The organism is Saccharopolyspora spinosa NRRL 18395, from assembly GCF_000194155.1.
GTDB classification, from domain to species: domain Bacteria; phylum Actinomycetota; class Actinomycetes; order Mycobacteriales; family Pseudonocardiaceae; genus Saccharopolyspora; species Saccharopolyspora spinosa.
In genome coordinates this window covers 158,988-176,063 of record NZ_GL877881.1, presented here as the reverse complement: position 1 = coordinate 176,063, position 17,076 = coordinate 158,988, and the positions used below count along the sequence as shown (strand labels likewise).

Genomic DNA, 17,076 nt, shown 5'->3' with positions numbered 1-17,076 from the left:
CCCAGGGGCCGGTGGGCGAGACCGAAACCACGGAACGGCTCGCCGCGGATCTTCGACGGAGAACCGGCACGCTGGCTTGTCAGCGGCGACGCGATGCACCAGGCGGCGCGCGCCTTGACCGACTACATCGCGGTCTTCGGCTGGGCGCAGCGCGAGGCCGAGCAAGCCGCGTTCGTGTGGGAACACGGCAAGAAACTCTCCGAGGATGCCTACGCCAAGTACCGCGGTGACGTCGCGAGAGCCGAGGCCCAGGCGCGCCAGACCGGCTCGGCACCGCCGTCGTTACCGTGGAACGACCCGGGCCAGGCACTCCGGGACGCCGCCAACGATCAGCTCATCCGGGCACGCCAGCAACTCAAAGAAGCCGGGGACCGAGCTCAAGCTCTCGTCGCCGCGGCTCGTGATCAAGCCCCTGCTGCCCCGAACCTGTTCGAGCAAGCCGCAGGCTTCGCCGGAGAGTTCGGAAAGGGCGTCGGTGCCGCCGCGACCGAAGCAGCCAGCTTCATCGGCACGATCTCACCCACCCGCCTCATCACCGACCCCGCCCAGTACGGCAGAGACATGGCCGCCCTCGGCGACGGGGTCAAAGCAGCAGCGACGAACCCGGTCGCCTTCGCCAAAGCAGCAGTGGACTGGGACACGTGGTCGCGAAACCCCGGGCGAGCACTGGGAAAACTGGGCTTCGACGGGTTGCTGACCGCCGGAAGCATCGGCGCCGGTGCCGCAGTACGGAGCGTCCGCGCCGGCAAGGCCGCCGAACGCACCGCAGAAGCCGTCGACGACGGGCCGCCCGCATCCAGTGCTACCTCCGGCCGTGACCTGGCGATCGGGCTAGCCAAAGAAAGCCAGATGTCGGAAAAAGGCGTCGCGATGGCCGGCGCCGGCACCAACACGCCCCTGCGCGACGCACCCCGGCTTGCCGCTGAACACGGTGGACAGCCCGAGGAATGGATCAAGAAGTCCAGCACCAGCTACACGGACAAAGAAGGCCGCACATTCGAAACACACTGGTACGAACACGGCCCGACCGGTAACCGGGTAGAATTCAAACACAAATTCCCCAACGAGTAAGGAGAACAACGAGATCGTGGATATCGCCCAGTTCCTCCTCGCAGCTGCGCGCTACCGGCTCGACATGGCCGACGCCGACGAGGTAATCGCCGCCGCGTCGAGCCTCACCGGCACGCCCGCCGTGCCGGATGAGGCCTTGGCGATCTCTGCGCTCACGCCAGTCGACACTCGTCGTGAGGAACTTCAACCACTGGTCGACCAGGTACTGACCGGTCTCGGCGCGCAGCCGCTCGACGATCGAACCGCCGCGGCCACCGTGGCACGCAGCGTCGCCGCCGCCATCCGGACAGACCAGGTCGAGCCCTACGACGGAGCACGGCAACTATGGCGCCTCGCACGCAAAGTCCCGGCCGCCGAACCATCACTGACCGGGTTCATTCACCTGGCAAGCGAGTGGGAAGACGTACCCGACCAGCGCGCCGAGATCGAGGCCGACATCAAAACCGAGGCCGGCAAACTCGAACAACCCTGACCACACCAATTCGCGCGCCCGGAAAATGACTGCTGAACGTTTCTTAGTAGGGCTTTGTGTGTGTCCTTAGCGCTCTGTACCGGATCTGGAACCGGATGTCTTCGGGAAGCTATTTTCCATCTCCGGTGAAAGCGGTTGAGATACCGAAGCCGCACGCTGTGGGGACGAGGGTTCTAGGCGTACCTACCATCGGAGACCGCGTGGCGCAGACAGTTGTGGCTGCCCGGCTGGAGAAACTAGTAGAGCCGGTGTTTCATCCGGACTCATACGGGTATCGGAGGGGAGAAGGCGCGCCCCGATACTGCCGCCCTGGGTTGATGGGGTGGCGAGAGGGAGCTTGGTGAGCGGCTGAACCGCAAGCCAGTGAGTACCGATGCGGATTGGCGTGCCGGCGGACTGGTCCGTAGGAGCGCCGGGATAAACCGGTATGGAGGAGGAGATGGAAGAGCTCTACACCGAAGGGCTAGCGACCCACGGTGACCCCGAGTCATGCGTCGTCGCTCGTGAGGGCGTCGGCGAAGCGTTGACAGGGGCACGTGCAGGCCAGGCTATTGAGCCGCGTAATCATAGAGTTCGGGGCGCCGACGCTGTCTACGGAAGCGGAAGGCAACACCGTCAGTGGCGCTATCGCGAGCCGCTGGTGGGTCCCGCGCGGTCAGAGACCCTGTGCATGTACGGAACCTCCATGCGCGAGAACCGGGAGGTCCCGCGCTCGCCCGTCCGGCTGATCAGTGGACGGGCCGCTCAGGGAAGGCCGAGGCCGCACGCCTGAGATGAACGAGCGCGGGAAGTCAGACAACTCCGTAGTACCTGCGAAGCTGCCGAACAAGGCCGGGGGACCGGTTGCGGAGGTGGTGGAGGGAAGGGGGTTGGCCGAGGGAAACACGGCCAGGCCGACACACCCCGGACGCAGTGCCGGGCGCGGTGTGCCAAGCGGGCTGGACCGTGTGCGGGAGGCAGCACGAAGGGACAAGGAAGCACGGTTCACTGCACTACTGCATCACGTCGACCAGCCTCGCCTGTGGGCGGCCTATGTGGCGATCAACCCGAAGGCTTCCCCGGGTGTCGACCAGGTGACGTGGGACGCCTATGGGCAGGATCTGCGAGAGAACCTCGAAGACCTGCTTCGCCGTGTCCACAGCGGTGCTTACAGGGCGAGTCCTTCTCGCAGGGTGTACATACCGAAGCCGGATGGACGGCAGCGTCCGCTCGGCATCGCCACCTTGGAGGACAAGATCCTCCAGCGTGCGGTGGTGGAGGTACTGAACGCCGTGTACGAGGAGGACTTTCTCGGCTTCTCCTATGGGTTCAGGCCTGGGCGTAACCCGCACCATGCGTTGGATGCGCTCGCGGTCGGGATCTCCGAGAGGAAGGTGAACTGGATACTCGATGCTGATGTCAGCGACTTCTTCTCCAAGCTTGATCATTCTTGGATGGAGAGGTTTCTCGAGCATCGCATTGCGGACGAGCGAGTCCTGCGGCTCATTCGGAAGTGGATGACTGCAGGGGTTATCGAGGATGGGAACTGGTCCGAGACGATCGAGGGGGCACCGCAAGGGGCATCGGTTTCACCGTTGCTCGCCAACGTGTACCTCCACTACGTCCTGGACTTGTGGGCCGACTGGTGGAGGAAACGTCACACGCGCGGCGATGTGATCATTGTGCGCTGGGCGGATGACTTCGTGGTCGGGTTTCAGCACCTCGGTGATGCGAAGCAGTTCCTCCGCGACCTTCGGAAGCGGTTCGCGAAGTTCAGCCTGGAACTGCACCCGGACAAGACCCGCCTCATCGAGTTCGGCCGCTTTGCGGCATCGAACCGGCGGAAGCAGGGCCTTGCGAAGCCGGAGACGTTCGATTTCCTGGGCTTCACCCACGTAGGCGGGAAGACGAGAGACGGGCGCTTTTGGCTCCGGCGCATCACCATCAAAAAGAGGCTGAGGGCGAAGCTGAAGCAGGTGAAAGCTGAGCTTCGGCGGCGCCGTCACTGGCCCATCCCCGAGCAGGGGCGATGGCTGGCAAGCGTGTTGAGGGGACACTTCAACTACTACGCCGTGCCCGGCAACATCGATGCGGTGTCGGCTTTCCGGGACCAGGTGAGACGGCTATGGCGGGAGTCGCTGCGGCGCCGAAGCCAGCGCCATCGCATGACCTGGGCTCGGTACGGCCGAATCGCTGAGTGGTGGCTACCCCCTGCCCGCATAGCGCATCCCTACCCCAGCGTGCGCTTCGCCGCCAGAACCCAAGGCAGGAGCCCGGTGCGCTAATTCCGCACGCCGGGATCTGTCCGGGGGGCCGCCCGTGAGGGCGGTCCCTACCGGGATTAGCTGGGAAGCGCCTGCGAGACGCAGTGGGCGTGGAGCCAAGGGGCCAGGCCATCTGTGGCCGTGAACTCGATCAACCGGGTCCGGGATGGGCCGGGGAGGAGTCGCTTGTGAGCGAGCTGAGATCGTTAGCTGGGAAGCGCCTGCGAGACGCAGTGGGCGTGGAGCCAAGGGGCCAGGCCATCTGTGGCCGTGAACTCGATCAACCGGGTCCGGGATGGGCCGGGGAGGAGTCGCTTGTGAGCGAGCTGAGATCGTCAGGCAAGTCGTTTGAGATTACGAAGCTGGAGGTGTGGCTGGCCTGGGAGAAGGTCAAGGCCAACAAGGGTGCGTCGGGCGTGGATGAGGTGACGCTGGAGGCATTTGAGGCCGATCTGCGGAGCAATCTGTACCGGATCTGGAACCGGATGTCTTCGGGAAGCTATTTTCCATCTCCGGTGAAAGCGGTTGAGATACCGAAGCCGCACGCTGTGGGGACGAGGGTTCTAGGATTGAGCCGCTGCTCACGACGCCCAAACGACGTGAACAACTCCCCAACGAAGTCCTCCATGCGGTCCCGGACCTGATCAAGCTCTGCAGCCAGCACCCCAAGATCATCCCACACCCTGATCAACAACTAACAAAGCCCTATTAGGCGACTGCCAACTTTGCAGGACTTGAGCGATCGCTGTTGTGGACCAAGGACAGCCGACTTGAACCGGAAGAATCTAGGGTTGTTGCGGGAAGGAACCTAATCTTACTGCGACCGGTCCAGGCGTTGCCTGGTTCACCACGGGCACATTGGACGGATACCTGTGGGGTTCCAGAAATCGGCTCCTCATGCCTGATCTGCGACGTTAAGCTATGCGCTCATACTCGTTGATCAAGCCGCCAAGCGCCGGTCGAGGTTTGATCCGCTCACTGCCGAGGTCTGCAACGGGGTAACTCGGCCGTGGTGGCCGAAGCTCGCGGGCACGGTGCGGTCGGCGGCCGTTGTAGTGTCGGATGTACTCCGTAAGCGCCGCACGCAGGTGCCGTTCACCGAAGATCAACAGGCGGTCTGTGAGTTCGGCTCGGACAGTGCGCACGAACCGTTCGGCGAAACAGTTCGCCCGCGGGCAGCGCGGGGGAGTCTTGACTACGCGGATGCTTGCATCGGCGAGGACCGCTTCGAACGACGTGGTGAACTGGCCGGCCCGATCCCGGACAAGGAACCGGAATTCGGTGATGTCATCGCTGAGGTCGATCAGCAGGTTGCGGGCCTGCTGGGTGGTCTACGCCCTGTCCGGGTTCGTGGTTGTGCCTAGCAGGTGCACGTACCGGCTGCCGATCTCCAGTACGTAGAACACGTAGATCCGTTTGAGGGTGACCGTGCAGTCCACGTGGAAGAAGTCGCATGCCGGCATGGTCGAGGCCTGGGTGCGCAGGAATTGCCGCCAGGTCGTGTCGGTGCATCGTGTCGGTGCTGGAGGGATGCGCACTCTGTTGAGAACGCGGCGGATCGTCGAGGTGCCCACTCGATAGCCGGGCTTGAGTAGCTCTCCCTGGATCCGCTGGTATCCCCAGGTGTGATTTTCCTTGGCCATGCGTTTGATCAACATGGCGACATTGTGATCGACGGGTGGGCGGCCGATGGGGTGTGGATATGTCCACTTCCTGGCAAGCAGGCGAGGATGCCAGCGCAGCGCCGTGTCTGGCGTGACCCACCGGTTCGCTCGCAGCACCTTCGGTAACAACCGGATTAGTTCGGCGAGGACCGCCTGGTCGGCCCAGTCCATCCGGGGTTCGGGTTGGTTCTGCGCAGCACGGCCACCTCGTGACGCAGCACCAGCAGTTCGACGTCCTTCGACGCCGACGAGCGGCCGAGCAGTACCAGCCAGCCCACCAGTCGTGTGAAGATCAGGTAAACCAGACGCAGGGACACGGTTTTCGATCATGCCCTGCCTGGCGAGCTCAAGCGATGGTCGCAGGTCGGACACGCGGGCCAACGTCTGGAACCCCACACGTCCTGGCGGGCAGCGGTGCGGGCGGTGGCCCGTAGCGCGAAGCTCACCTGCTGCTGGAACAGGCTTTGACCGCCCCGTTAGGCGCGGAATGAACCCGATCGGCGACATACGGATGGTCGTGGTTCTGCCATGATCATATTTAGTAGGGCTTTGTGTGTGTCCTTAGCGCGGAGAGGAGCTGGTGTAGGCAGGGCTTCTTGATGTGTTGCTGCGTAGGAGATGAAGGAGTGTTGGCCCTTCGGAGCCGTCCTGCGGGGGAGGGCTTCAAACCGCCACCTGCTGCATTAGTTGAAGCCTGTTGTGGTGAGCGAGGTGGAAAAGGCGCCCGTTAGAGGCGTCAGGTGGGGACCAGGAAGACGTGGCGTCGTAGCTGTTGACGTGTCGAAACCTATGAGGATGGCATCAAAACCGAGGTGGACAAAGGACCTCGGGACGAGCCTGGCGGATACCCGCTTACTGGCCAGGCGGTGCCCGGCATAAAGGCGGCGTGAGCCTGGTCTGCGGCTCCTACGTGGAAGGGGAGAAGGCGCGCCCCGATACTGCCGCCCTGGGTTGATGGGGTGGCGAGAGGGAGCTTGGTGAGCGGCTGAACCGCAAGCCAGTGAGTACCGATGCGGATTGGCGTGCCGGCGGACTGGTCCGTAGTAGGGCTACCAGCCAGCATTCCGGCAGGCTGCCGTCGGCATCTTTGGGGATGTCGCGGTTGGCGGGCCGCACCCGCAGCGCCAGGAACCGGGACGTCATTTTCGCGGTGGGATTACCCGCGGTTTTCTTGCTGCCCTGACGCCAGGTGACCTGGCGCAAACTGCCGCGCCCCGCGCCCAGAGCGAGCTCACGCAGTGCCGACGGTGGATCGGGATAGCGGGGTACGGGCCGGCGGCCTCGCCCGGAATACGCGGCGGTCACCGGCACCGCATCGCCGGAGTGGGCGGTGGTCGAGGCTTTCACGGCCATCACATACGACAGGCCACGATCGGCCAGCTCGCCCCGGAAGCCCGCGTTGTCGCCGTAGCCGGCGTCGCTGACCACGACCGGCGGTGTGTGTCCCCACTCGGCGAGTTCGTCGATCATCTCCAGCGCCTGGCGCCATTTCGGGCGATGTCCCTCCCCGGCCGGGATGGCACACCGCGCGCGCCGGACGGCGACGCGCTCGGCCTCGATCCCGGTCGCGCAGTCGTCGTCCCAGCCCTCCGGCAGAAACAGCCGCCAGTTCAACGCCGCCGAGCACGTATCGGTGACCGCGTGCACGCTCACCGCGATCTGGCAGTTCGTGACCTTGCCCGCGGTGCCGGTGTACTGGCGGGCCACCCCCGGCGAGGCATCCCCGTCTTTTTCATGCCCGGTGTCATCCAGCACCCACGCATCCGGTGTCACCACATCGACCGCACGCTTGGCCAACCGCCGCCGCACCGCCACGTAACTCCACGTCGAGGACGTGATGAACTGCTGCAACCGCTGATGATCAACACCCACACGCTCGGCCATCGCCCAAACGACGTGAACAACTCCCCAGCGAAGTCCTCCATGCGGTCCCGGACCTGATCAAGCTCTGCAGCAAGCACACCAAGATCATCGCACACCCCCTGATCAACAACTAACAAAGCCCTACTAGATCCGGGCGCGTTGGGGTGTGACTGCGGAGGATCGCCCCGTGCCGTCGAGGTGCGGGAGCCGGATATCGAGTTCTTCCCACCAGCGTCGGGCGAGCAGGAGCGGCGGATGGCTGAGCAGCTGGTCATGTCGATGTCCGCGGAGAGATTCGAGCCCGCTAACTACCAAGTCGCAGGCCTACTCCGTGCCGTTCCGGCAGATCCGCGATGACCGACGCCAATACCAGCACTAATGCGCACTCGCCCGGCTCGGGATCGAAGACAAGGACTCGACCACCGTAATCAACGACTGGTCCATGACCAGCATCGGCCACCGCACCCCCGAAGAACGCGAACTCGCCGCCGCCATCGCCGAGAGGCAGCGAGAAGCACGCAAACGCAAGCATGACAACGAAAGGAAGGACTGAGATGGATCGTCAGACGTACACGGTGGACGATGTTGCCGGGGTTCTCGGTGTTTCCCGTGGTGTGGCCTACGAACAGGTCCGCGAGCGAGCGATCCCGTTGATGCGACTGGCTAAGCGGTGGATCATCCCCAAGGCCCGGTTTGACGCGTGGCTGGCGGGAAAGGGCGCCAGATGGGATTCCTCAACTCCACCCCGAGCGGCAAGTGGCGCGCGAACTGGCGAGATCCGGAGGGCAAGCAACCTGCGAAGACGTTCCGCACCAAGCGCGAGGCCAACACCTACCTCGCCCAGATTGAGACGCAGAAGGCGCAAGGCCTCTTACGTTTCCCCGCACGCCGGGCGTGTGCTGTTCGGCAAGCACGCGCAGCGCTGGACGGACACGTGGAGCACCGGCGGAGGAGGTCCGCATCCTGAAGAGGCGCAAGCGCGACACCCATGAGCGGATCATCAGCCGCGCCGACCTGCGGACCAAGCTCCTGCCGGCGGTCCCGGACTTCTACCGGGCGGTCGTGGCCACCGCGGCCGATGCGGGCCTGCGCTGGGGTGAGGTCGGCGGGCTGTGTACTTATGCGCTCGACCTGGACAACGGCACCCTGAGCGTGCATCCGTACCGTCGTGGAGGTCAGCGGGCACACCTCGTTCAAGCCGTTCCCGAAGTCCAGCGCCGGACGCCGCACGATCCCGCTCACCGTGCCTGGTCGAGATCATCCGAGAGCACTTCGACCATTGGCCGCCCGCGGACTCGGGCCTGGTGTTCTCCAACACCGCCGGCAAGCCACTCCGGCGGACCCTGTTCCGGTCCCGCGTGGTGACGGAAGTGGCTCGGCGCGCATCCGGGGGGCTGAAGTTCCACGACCTCCGTCACTCCTACGCCACCTGGTTTTTTGGAGGACGGGGTACCGGTGAACATGGTCCAGCGCGTCATGGGGCACGAACGGTCCTCGACCACCCTCGACCTCTACACCCGCCGCACCGACAACAGTGATCGCATTCTTCGGGCACTCACCGATGACGATGACGATGGAGAGGAGGTAGGCGGACCAATTCCCGTCCGCTGATCGCATGCTGACGATTTGCTGACTAACGGCTCACTGCGCAATGATTAAAGACCCTGGTCTTGATCTCTGTTTGGAGCTCTGACCAAGGGCCTTTGTTTTGTGGGCGATACTGGGATCGAACCAGTGACCTCTTCGGTGTGAACCAATGACGACATCCCGCGCTGACCGCACCCACACTGTTGAAGCGGTATTTCCGGCGGCTGGAATGTCAGTATTGTGATGTTTCCGCGTTGACCAAGGCCGTCGAACTCAAGACACCCGCCTCGGCTGGCCCCCGCGGGGCCCGATACGGACTCCGAGCCCTCATCTCGTATTCTGATAGGTCCGCCCCGGTGTCGAGCCGGTGCGCGTATGGGTCCATGTGAGCATTTCCACGGTGACGCCACCAGGCCGGAAAGTGTGATGTCCTCAGGCGAATTCGCCATTTTTGGCAACGTTGTTGCCGCAGTCTTCATTTTTTCTTGCAGAGCATCAAAGTCCGATTTTTCCATGATGGCGCATTCCGGAAGATATCCGCTAGGTCGCTTGATTGAAAATTGCCGGGCACTTGTGCCAACGCGGACGATTCTTCTGGCGCACGCTCCCGGGCGTGATCCAATCCACACTCAATCCCTCAAATTCCCATTTGGTTACAGCCGCCGGTGCACACATTGGTCAGCTTGACGGCCATCACTCGAGTGCAGCAGACCATACCGCCTCCGCATCAGAAGGCGGGTGAAGCACAGCTTTCCCCATCCGTTCTCCCGCAAACACCGGAGAAATCCTGCCGCGACTGATTGCCGGGGTTTCGTTCACGCCGGTGCCACCATGTCAGGTTGGTGCCGACCAGCTCCGCGAAGAGCCCGCAAGCCGGCGAACTCGAACGCGGTAATGTCGCGACAGCCTGGAGCACCGGCACCCGATCGGCGGGCATCCTGGCCCGAAGGAGCAGGACCCGACTAATGCGTGTGACCTACGGAGATGACTTCGTGAACTGACATTGATAACACCTAGCGCATATGGGCGAGCTTGGATAAGTCCTCTCGCGCGGTGTAGTCGATTTCGACAGTGAATACTGTGATAATTTCACCCACCAGAGTGGGGGCGTCTGGCGGAAAGAGGTGCATCCTTTAGCGTCGCTGACCGGAAATCCCCGCACTTTCCGGGCTCTGCGCGAGGAGTCGACTAATGGAGCCAGTGGCTAGTAAATCGGAATCGGGAAGGCTCAAAAAACGCCCAATACGTGATGTGCTACCGGGACAAGGAAGGAAACGACCAGGCAAAGGTACTCACGAATCCCGGCGGGACGTGGACCTTGAACGCAGGCCTATGGGACAGTACCAACTTCACCCTGAAGGTGACCATCAATGGCAGAGACTACTACCAAACTACCCCCACCTCGCGGTCCATATGCCGAATGTTTGGGTCGACTACCGTAACGCGTCTTCTTCGGTCGACACTTTCGACGTTCGCGCCACCGGCGAAGTGAATGTCACGGGTCAAGGGTGGGATTGATGCCAAATATAACGTTACTATCTCTGATGGCACCGTCACCATCCGCGGCCCACTCCAGGCCAGTGGCGGCGTGACAACCGTCGCACTCTATGTCGATTTCATACATGACCGAATCCTATCCCGAATCGCTGTTGACGCCTTGACCGTAGGCGGACAAAACGTTATCCGCAACGGCGATGCTGTCCACTTGCGCTGCACGGCCAACAATGGACTATTGGGCAGGCCAGAAAGATGCGTAGAAATATATTCGATAGGACGGATTCTGCAAGGTCTTCTATCGGTGTAACTTCCCTGTCCGTCACACTGAAGTTGCGACAGCAGGGGAGAATCTATCGACGTAGCCGCTATTCAGCTCGGTGCGGTTCGCGCAAACCGCTCTTCGAGCCTATAGGGCGCCCCGCGGGAACAGATCAATTCTTATCGCAAGCGCCGAACCAATCGCCGAACCACGGGCGACAGCTGACATCGAAGGAGTTTCTTGTGGCCATAAAAATAATCGTCACCAACTATTCGGCCCTACGTAACAAGGGGTACACGGAATCCGGTATCAAGTCGATTCAGAAGGAACTCGCGGCGCTGATCAAAGCCGACAAGGACCGTGGGATCACGACCACGGTGGTGGACGTGAGCAACAACGACGACGTAGCACACCACAACGCCCCAGTAGTGACCAGCGAGAAGGACGAGAAGCAGAGCAAGGACACCATTGACAAGGTGTTCCATTCCGCCAAGCCGGACTATCTCATGATCTTGGGTAGCTCTGACGTCATCCCGCATCAGACACTGAACAATCCCCATACCAACCACCACGAATCCAGTGACGTCGACCTCACCGTGCCCAGCGATCTCCCCTACGCCAGTGAGACCTCGTACGGCGATGGCGGAAAGGAAGCAAAGAACTACAACAATCCCAGTCGCGTCGTGGGTCGGCTTCCGGACCTCACGGACGGTCACGACTTGGCCCACCTGGTACGACTCATCCAGCTCGCCGCGAAATCCGTTCCCTCACCACGCAAGGAATATGACAACTACTTCGGCCTCTCCGCTGAAGTATGGAAAGAAGGTTCCGCGAGGGATCTGACGTATCTCTTCGGAAATTCGACAGCACTCCATCTTGTCCCTCCCGAGACATCGCCATGGAAGCCGCCGACCCCCCTGGGCGCGTTGATCCATTTCGTCTCCTGCCACGGGACGTTCTCGAACCCCGAGTGGTTCGGAGAGAGCAAAGATGGAGGAGGCAACGAGATACCCCCGCTTGCGATGGCCAGTGACGATATCAAGCAGAACATCACCTATGGGACCATCGCGGCGCCGCAATGCTGCTACGGTGCAGAACTTTTCTCAACCAAAACCAGCCCCGGAATTCCTCTGTGTTCCACCTATCTCGACAATGGGGCGACAGCTTTTTTTGGCAGCACCAACGTCGCATTCGCGCAGCAAGGATCGTGCAAGTATGCCGACTTGATCACCCGCACCTTCATCGAGGAAGCCCTCAAGGGTCAATCCATTGGCTACGCCGCACTGAAAGCACAACAAGACTACGTGAAACAAAACTCCTCGCTCAACCCTTTCAGCCTGAAGACCCTGGCGCAATTCATTCTCCTCGGCGATCCGTCCCTCAAACCCGTGGAACTGCCGCCGCAGGTCGCCGAGACCGACACGCAGTCCGCCACGGCTGACCGCCGACGGCAAGCCCTGATCGCCGCCCGCACGTTGGAACGCGGCGTTTCGGTGCCCGTGGCGATCACCGAGGCCCGGATCAGCCCCGAGTTCGAGACGGTTCTGCGTGAGGTCGGCCAACAGCACGACTTTCCCTCGGATGCCTCGCTTTCCTCCTACGACGAGGTGTGGCAAGGCGACAGTGCCACGGTGGAAGGAACGGGACAGCCTCCACGCCAGCACGTCCTGTACGCAGTGCGCGACCCGTCCGCCCCCGTACGCACCGACATCGCCCTGATCATCCGCGAACAACAGGGCGCGATCCTGTCCGTCGAAAAACTCCACGCCGTATGACCCGGAACGGTGACACGTCGCCGCCCGCCAGGGCCCTGGCGGGCGGGATGGGCACCGCACACGCCACGGCCGCGTCCTCGCTGGGCAACCCTCAGAGAGGAGCCGCCAGAAACGCTGCTGCTCGCCCCGACTGACCGGAGGCCGCCCGGCGGCCGCAGCGGCGGACGGCCAGCCGCAATCGCTGCACGCGCCCTTCCTAGCTCGGCCTTCCGCCAGAAAAGGTGCAGAATCGCGGCGCCCCGTCTCCGGGACAGCAAGCCGGGCTGCGGCGAGTCGTTGTGTAGTGTGCTGCACACTCGCAGCTCACTGGTTTGGAGACCGTAGTAGTTCCGTAGTAGCTGCGGCCGGGTGAGCCGACCGTGACACGCCCTCCTGCGGCCCGGTCGGCGAGCAGTCCGGAAGAATTTGCTCTGACTGATCTACGGCCTCGTCTGCGCATGTTGTTGCCATCGCGCTTCACGCGCGCGTGCGCGCTTTTATCTTCCGAATCCTGTGTGAAAACTGCCTCGACTGCGGCCGGGCCACGTTGGTGAGGAAAAATTCGAGGTCCGGTTGTCCCCAACCGGTGTTTATTTCGGAGTTCAGGGATGTCACCAGCACACAACGCGCAGCACCACCGCGGAGGCATCTATGAACTCACCCGGTCATTCCCAACCCGCTCGTCGGCGGGAGGACTCCGCGTCGCGTTTTGCCCTCCCACCCTGGCGTGCAACGGCTCGCGGCGGCGTCGAGTTGTTGTCGGCGGCCCGGCTCCGCCCGCAGCCGTACCCGGACCGAGCTGCGGTCTTGGGCCATCTCCGGTGCGCCGACTCCCGCGTCGGTGTGGGCATGCGGGCCCCGGCCGATCGATCCCGTGGCCGTGTCGCCGACCGCGGTCGTGGAGAAGATCATCACCTCCTTTACCCAGCCGGGCTAGCGGGTCGTGCTGGTGGCCGGACCCGGCACCGCAGCGATCCCCGACCAGCCCGCCAGCCCCGTCCTGAAAGCGAGCCGCATGGCCAGGCGGCCCCGGCGGGCAAGGAGGCTGCGTTGACCGCCGTGAGGGCTCTTGATCGCAGCGCCCGGGCCGTCCACCTCACGCCCACTCCGAAGTCGGCCTCCCGGCCGTACTGGGCTGATCTCGTCGACGGGCCACCGAGTTTCGACGGCCCCGATCCCGCAGTGCCAGCCAGCACCTTGCCCGACGACCTTGGCGATCATGCCGCGGAGGCGGATGTGGTCATCGCCAGCTTGCGCCCGAAGCACAGCGGCGAGGCCGTCATTGAGATCGAGAAAAGCTCGCTGGTGCCCAAAAACAACACCGATGACACGCCGACATGCTGCCCGTGACCCTGAACCTACAAGGAGATCACTCGATGCCCCTTCAGCCACGCACCGGCGCCCCTCACGACAGCGCCACCCCTGCCTCGCGATCCACCTTCCTGTACACGCCTGCCGAGGCAGCGAAACAGCTTGCGGTCAAGGAATCCTGGCTACGCCGCAAGGCCAGTCTGCGCGCGATTCCCTGCACTTTCCTCGGCAAGCACCTCCGCTTCTCCTACGACGACCTTCGCGAGATCATTCGCCAAGCCCAGGCGCCCGTAACCCATCCCGCTCGTCCTGTTAGGTCACCGACAACGTCGCGCCCCGTCGGAGATCTCGATACAAAATCCTCAATGGACACATTTCCGTAGACACGTCTCACGCGGGAGGTGCGGTGTCACACCACCTTTTGCTTCGCCGCAGCAACCGTCCGGTGCACGGTCCCGGCACCGGTGTATTTCGGCGTCGTCGAGGCCACCCTCTCGGCCGAGTCCGTACCGACTCCCGCCGACCTGACATGATGCTCACCTATTCTTCGGGCGTGTGAACACATTTAGGTTGAGCTTTTCCTTCCGCAGAGCGTGGATATGGCCGTGCCGAATTTCCGGAATGGCCATATCCACTCTTTCATGAAAGAGAGCCAACAATGGCGTGGGTAGAAAAACGTGGAGACGGTTTCCGTGTCCGCTATCGTCTGAACGACGGAACAATCTTCACGGAGAATGGATTCGCCGCCCAGCAGGATGCGGATAACCGCGCGGCCGACGTGGAGTCTGACCAGCGACGTCGGCGGTTCACCGACCCTCGGCTTGCGCAGACCACGATTGACGAGTGGATTCGTGCCTGGTCGGACGCGCACCGTGTCGCTGACGTGACCTGGGCGACCTATGACTCGCACATCCGCAATCACATCCTGCCCCGCTGGTCCGGCACCGCCCTGGGCGATATCGCGCGCATCGCGGTCAAGGGGTGGGTGAACAAAACACTGCGCGCGAACCTGGCCGACAAGAGCGCCCAGGACATCCTCGTGTTGTTCTCGATGATTCTCGGCGAAGCCGTGGACGAGGGACTGATCGGCACGAATCCGTGCCGGAAACTGCGCATCAGCTTCGACGACCGACCCGAACGTCCCCACGCCACTACCGACGAAGTGGACGCGCTGGCCGGGCGCGTGGCACCGGAGGCCGGGCTGCTGACCATCACCGCCGCCTACACCGGCCTGCGGTGGGGCGAGCTGGCCAGGTTGCAGTGGATCCGCACCTACCTCGACGACGCCCCGCGCATCGAGGTCGACCCAAAATTCGGGGCCCTGCACGAGGTTCGGGGGCGGCTCGAACTCGGTTCGCCGAAGACCCCAGCCAGCGTCCGCACCGTGCACCTTCCACCGTTCATGGCTGACCAGCTTGCCGGGCATCGGGAGCGCAATCCCGACGCGCGGTTCGTGTTCACCGGGGCCCACGGGGGACTGCGTCGCCGGTCCAACTTCCGCCGTCGGGTCTGGCTGCCCGCTCTTGCCGGGGATGAGGAACAGGGGTGGGCACCGCTGAACCAGGAGATGCATTTCCATGATCTGCGGCATAGACACGAGCCTCGTCGTGGCCCGGGTGACGTCAGACGGTTCCGGGATCCGCCTCCGGAATGGGCAGGCGATCAATTTTGCGCTGTTCACCTGGTTACTCGAGCAGTACCACGTCGGATACGGGGGGGGGGTTGGCGGAGCTCCAGCCGAAGGCGCAGGAGTGGCAGAAAAAGAAAAAAAGGCAAGCGGGTCGGTACCGGGGTGGAAAGGTTGCTGCTGATCGTGTTGCGGTGTTGGAGGAGTTGGCGGAGCAGGCGCCGCTGGCTGTGGAGCAAGAGGCGGAGCTGGCGGAGCTCCAGACGAAGGTGGCGCACTGGAAGAAAAGGAACGAGACTGTCGCGAAGTATCGCAGGCTGGGAAGGGCGGCTGCCGCCAGGGTTGCGGAGCTGGAGGCGTTGAAGGAGCGGGGGCCGCTGACTGAGGAGCAGGAGACGGAGCTGGCGGGGCTGCAACCGAAGGGGCAGGGGCGGGGGCGGAAGAAGCAGGACCGGGAGGTGACGGAGACCGGGGTGGGTGGTCCGGTGGCCGATCGGGTTGCGGGGTCGGAGGGGGTGTCGGGGTGGGCTGGGGCTGATCAGGACTACTTGGACGTGTGGTCGGCTGATGTCGATCTGGATGCGTGGCTTGCTCGGGTGGTGCCGGATGAATTGGGGGTACAGGTGCCGCAGGGCACCGCGGATGCTGGGGTGATGCTGGACGCGGGTGCTTATGAGGAGTTTGTCGCGACCGAGTTGCCCGCGTTCCTGGGACCGGATGCCGTCGACGATGCTGCGGTTGCCGGGGGGTTTGATTTCGCCGGTTTCCTCCCCGACTACACCGAGGGGCAGGGTTCCGTTGGGTTGTTTGGGGGTGAAGGCCCTGACGGTCTGTTTTTCGGTGAGCCGTTTTCGGAGGATGAGGTGTGGCCGGACGCGGGGGATGCGGTGGAGTCTGGGGTGTGGGCGGTTGCAGATTCGGTACCGGGGGGTGAGTCGGTTGGGACTTGGGATCGGTTCCTGCCGGGGGTGAACCAGGCCAATTATGTTTCCGGTGATGACCGTTTTCAGGTGAATTGCCTGGAGGCGTTTGTGGCGCTTCATAATTCTGTCAAGTTCGGTCGGCAGTTTGTGGCGGGGCCGGCTGGTGGTGATCGGGATCCGGGTCGGTTGGAGGTGGCGTTCGGGGCGACGGCTCGGCGGGTGGGTGGTGTGGCCGGGGCTGAGCGGTCTGTGCGCGGTGGGCCGGTGGGTGTGGTTGTGCCGGTGATTTACCAGCGTGCGGACGGTAGTGCGCATGTGATTGCTGCGGTGCATGCGGGAGAGGGCGGTGAGCAAGGGCGGGTCGTTCTGCTGGATGCGCAGAAGGGGGAGGAAGCCGAGGCCGCTGATGTTCTGGCTGCGGCCGGGGTGTGGGTGATTCCGGTGTCGGGGGTGGAAGTGGAGGGGGAGGTGGTGTTGCCGCCCGGTGGTTCCCGGTGGCGGAGCCAGGACGGGGGGTCTGGGTTGCCGACCGTGGTGACGGGTCTGAAACGGCGGGGTGGTGTGTCCGGGCCGGTGGCGGGCAAAGCCGGGGCGAAGGGCACGAAGAGGACGTGGGGGGCGGCTGGGCAGGGTTCGCGGGAGGAGGAGGTTGGGGAGAGTTCTCGGGGGGTTAAGCGGCGGAAGGTGGACGCAGCCGCTGCTGTTGGGGCTGTTTCCGGGAGTCTGGGCGATGGCGGGAGTGGGGTGCGCGCGCCGACGGAGCAGGCAGCACAGCAGGACCCGAGCGCGGAGCGGAAACCGAAAC

At 63.5% G+C, this 17,076-nt stretch carries 13 protein-coding genes and 2 pseudogenes; 10 read left to right on the top strand and 5 right to left on the bottom strand.

Features of this window, described 5'->3' with window-relative positions:
- Nucleotides 1–93: 93 nt before the first annotated feature.
- The 4 genes from SSPN_RS55820 to SSPN_RS57990 all read left to right on the top strand — a co-directional run bounded on the left by SSPN_RS55820 (nucleotide 94) and on the right by SSPN_RS57990 (nucleotide 4,430).
- Complete coding sequence (locus SSPN_RS55820) at nucleotides 94–1,071, top strand: putative T7SS-secreted protein (RefSeq protein WP_029536005.1); 978 nt, start codon at nucleotides 94–96, stop codon at nucleotides 1,069–1,071.
- Between the two features lie 64 nt (nucleotides 1,072–1,135).
- Nucleotides 1,136–1,543 (top strand): hypothetical protein, encoded by a 408-nt coding sequence (locus tag SSPN_RS0134145; RefSeq protein ID WP_148272083.1) that lies wholly within the window; start codon nucleotides 1,136–1,138, stop codon nucleotides 1,541–1,543.
- 773 nt (nucleotides 1,544–2,316) lie between these two features.
- Nucleotides 2,317–3,807 carry a group II intron reverse transcriptase/maturase gene (ltrA, locus tag SSPN_RS0134140; protein WP_170121576.1) on the top strand — a complete coding sequence of 497 codons (1,491 nt, stop codon included), beginning with the start codon at nucleotides 2,317–2,319 and terminating at the stop codon, nucleotides 3,805–3,807.
- Nucleotides 3,808–3,974: 167 nt separating this feature from the next.
- Nucleotides 3,975–4,430 carry a reverse transcriptase gene (locus SSPN_RS57990; RefSeq protein ID WP_192814558.1) on the top strand — a complete coding sequence of 152 codons (456 nt, stop codon included), beginning with the start codon at nucleotides 3,975–3,977 and terminating at the stop codon, nucleotides 4,428–4,430.
- A 270-nt stretch (nucleotides 4,431–4,700) separates the two neighbouring features.
- Here the strand turns inward: SSPN_RS57990 and SSPN_RS60895 are convergent, their stop codons facing one another.
- The 4 genes and pseudogenes from SSPN_RS60895 to SSPN_RS47175 all read right to left on the bottom strand — a co-directional run.
- Entirely contained in the window at nucleotides 4,701–4,931 is a 231-nt protein-coding gene (locus SSPN_RS60895) for a transposase (protein WP_237710893.1), read from the bottom strand.
- Between the two features lie 186 nt (nucleotides 4,932–5,117).
- A complete protein-coding gene (locus tag SSPN_RS60890) occupies nucleotides 5,118–5,621 on the bottom strand; it encodes a helix-turn-helix domain-containing protein (protein ID WP_237710892.1) in 504 nt (167 codons plus the stop codon).
- Complete coding sequence (locus tag SSPN_RS60885; RefSeq protein ID WP_029536003.1) at nucleotides 5,585–5,767, bottom strand: hypothetical protein; 183 nt, start codon at nucleotides 5,765–5,767, stop codon at nucleotides 5,585–5,587. The genes SSPN_RS60890 and SSPN_RS60885 overlap by 37 nt, the downstream gene beginning before the upstream one ends.
- Before the next feature lie 730 nt (nucleotides 5,768–6,497).
- A pseudogene (locus SSPN_RS47175) lies at nucleotides 6,498–7,334 on the bottom strand (IS701 family transposase); the annotation flags it as partial.
- A gap of 509 nt (nucleotides 7,335–7,843) precedes the next feature.
- Between SSPN_RS47175 and SSPN_RS63345 the strand changes: the two are divergent.
- From SSPN_RS63345 to SSPN_RS0134105, 3 genes and pseudogenes are all read left to right on the top strand, one after another.
- Nucleotides 7,844–8,014: pseudogene (locus tag SSPN_RS63345) on the top strand (helix-turn-helix domain-containing protein); the annotation flags it as partial.
- A gap of 23 nt (nucleotides 8,015–8,037) precedes the next feature.
- Nucleotides 8,038–8,280, top strand: a complete 243-nt coding sequence (locus tag SSPN_RS63340) for a hypothetical protein (RefSeq protein ID WP_474717004.1) — start codon at nucleotides 8,038–8,040, stop codon at nucleotides 8,278–8,280.
- A 2,618-nt stretch (nucleotides 8,281–10,898) separates the two neighbouring features.
- Nucleotides 10,899–12,431 carry a C25 family cysteine peptidase gene (locus SSPN_RS0134105; protein ID WP_010313857.1) on the top strand — a complete coding sequence of 511 codons (1,533 nt, stop codon included), beginning with the start codon at nucleotides 10,899–10,901 and terminating at the stop codon, nucleotides 12,429–12,431.
- Between the two features lie 636 nt (nucleotides 12,432–13,067).
- Here the strand turns inward: SSPN_RS0134105 and SSPN_RS0134100 are convergent.
- Nucleotides 13,068–13,322 carry a hypothetical protein gene (locus SSPN_RS0134100; protein ID WP_010313855.1) on the bottom strand — a complete coding sequence of 85 codons (255 nt, stop codon included), beginning with the start codon at nucleotides 13,320–13,322 and terminating at the stop codon, nucleotides 13,068–13,070.
- 138 nt (nucleotides 13,323–13,460) lie between these two features.
- On the opposite strand from SSPN_RS0134100, the gene SSPN_RS55815 reads away from it, so the two are divergent.
- The 3 genes from SSPN_RS55815 to SSPN_RS60880 all read left to right on the top strand — a co-directional run bounded on the left by SSPN_RS55815 (nucleotide 13,461) and on the right by SSPN_RS60880 (nucleotide 15,711).
- Nucleotides 13,461–13,760, top strand: a complete 300-nt coding sequence (locus SSPN_RS55815) for a hypothetical protein (protein WP_010313853.1) — start codon at nucleotides 13,461–13,463, stop codon at nucleotides 13,758–13,760.
- Nucleotides 13,748–14,104, top strand: a complete 357-nt coding sequence (locus tag SSPN_RS52670) for a helix-turn-helix domain-containing protein (protein WP_337466390.1) — start codon at nucleotides 13,748–13,750, stop codon at nucleotides 14,102–14,104. The genes SSPN_RS55815 and SSPN_RS52670 overlap by 13 nt, the downstream gene beginning before the upstream one ends.
- A 275-nt stretch (nucleotides 14,105–14,379) precedes the next feature.
- On the top strand, nucleotides 14,380–15,711 hold the full coding sequence (locus SSPN_RS60880) for a tyrosine-type recombinase/integrase (protein ID WP_148272082.1): 1,332 nt from the start codon (nucleotides 14,380–14,382) through the stop codon (nucleotides 15,709–15,711).
- Nucleotides 15,712–17,076: the final 1,365 nt, after the last annotated feature.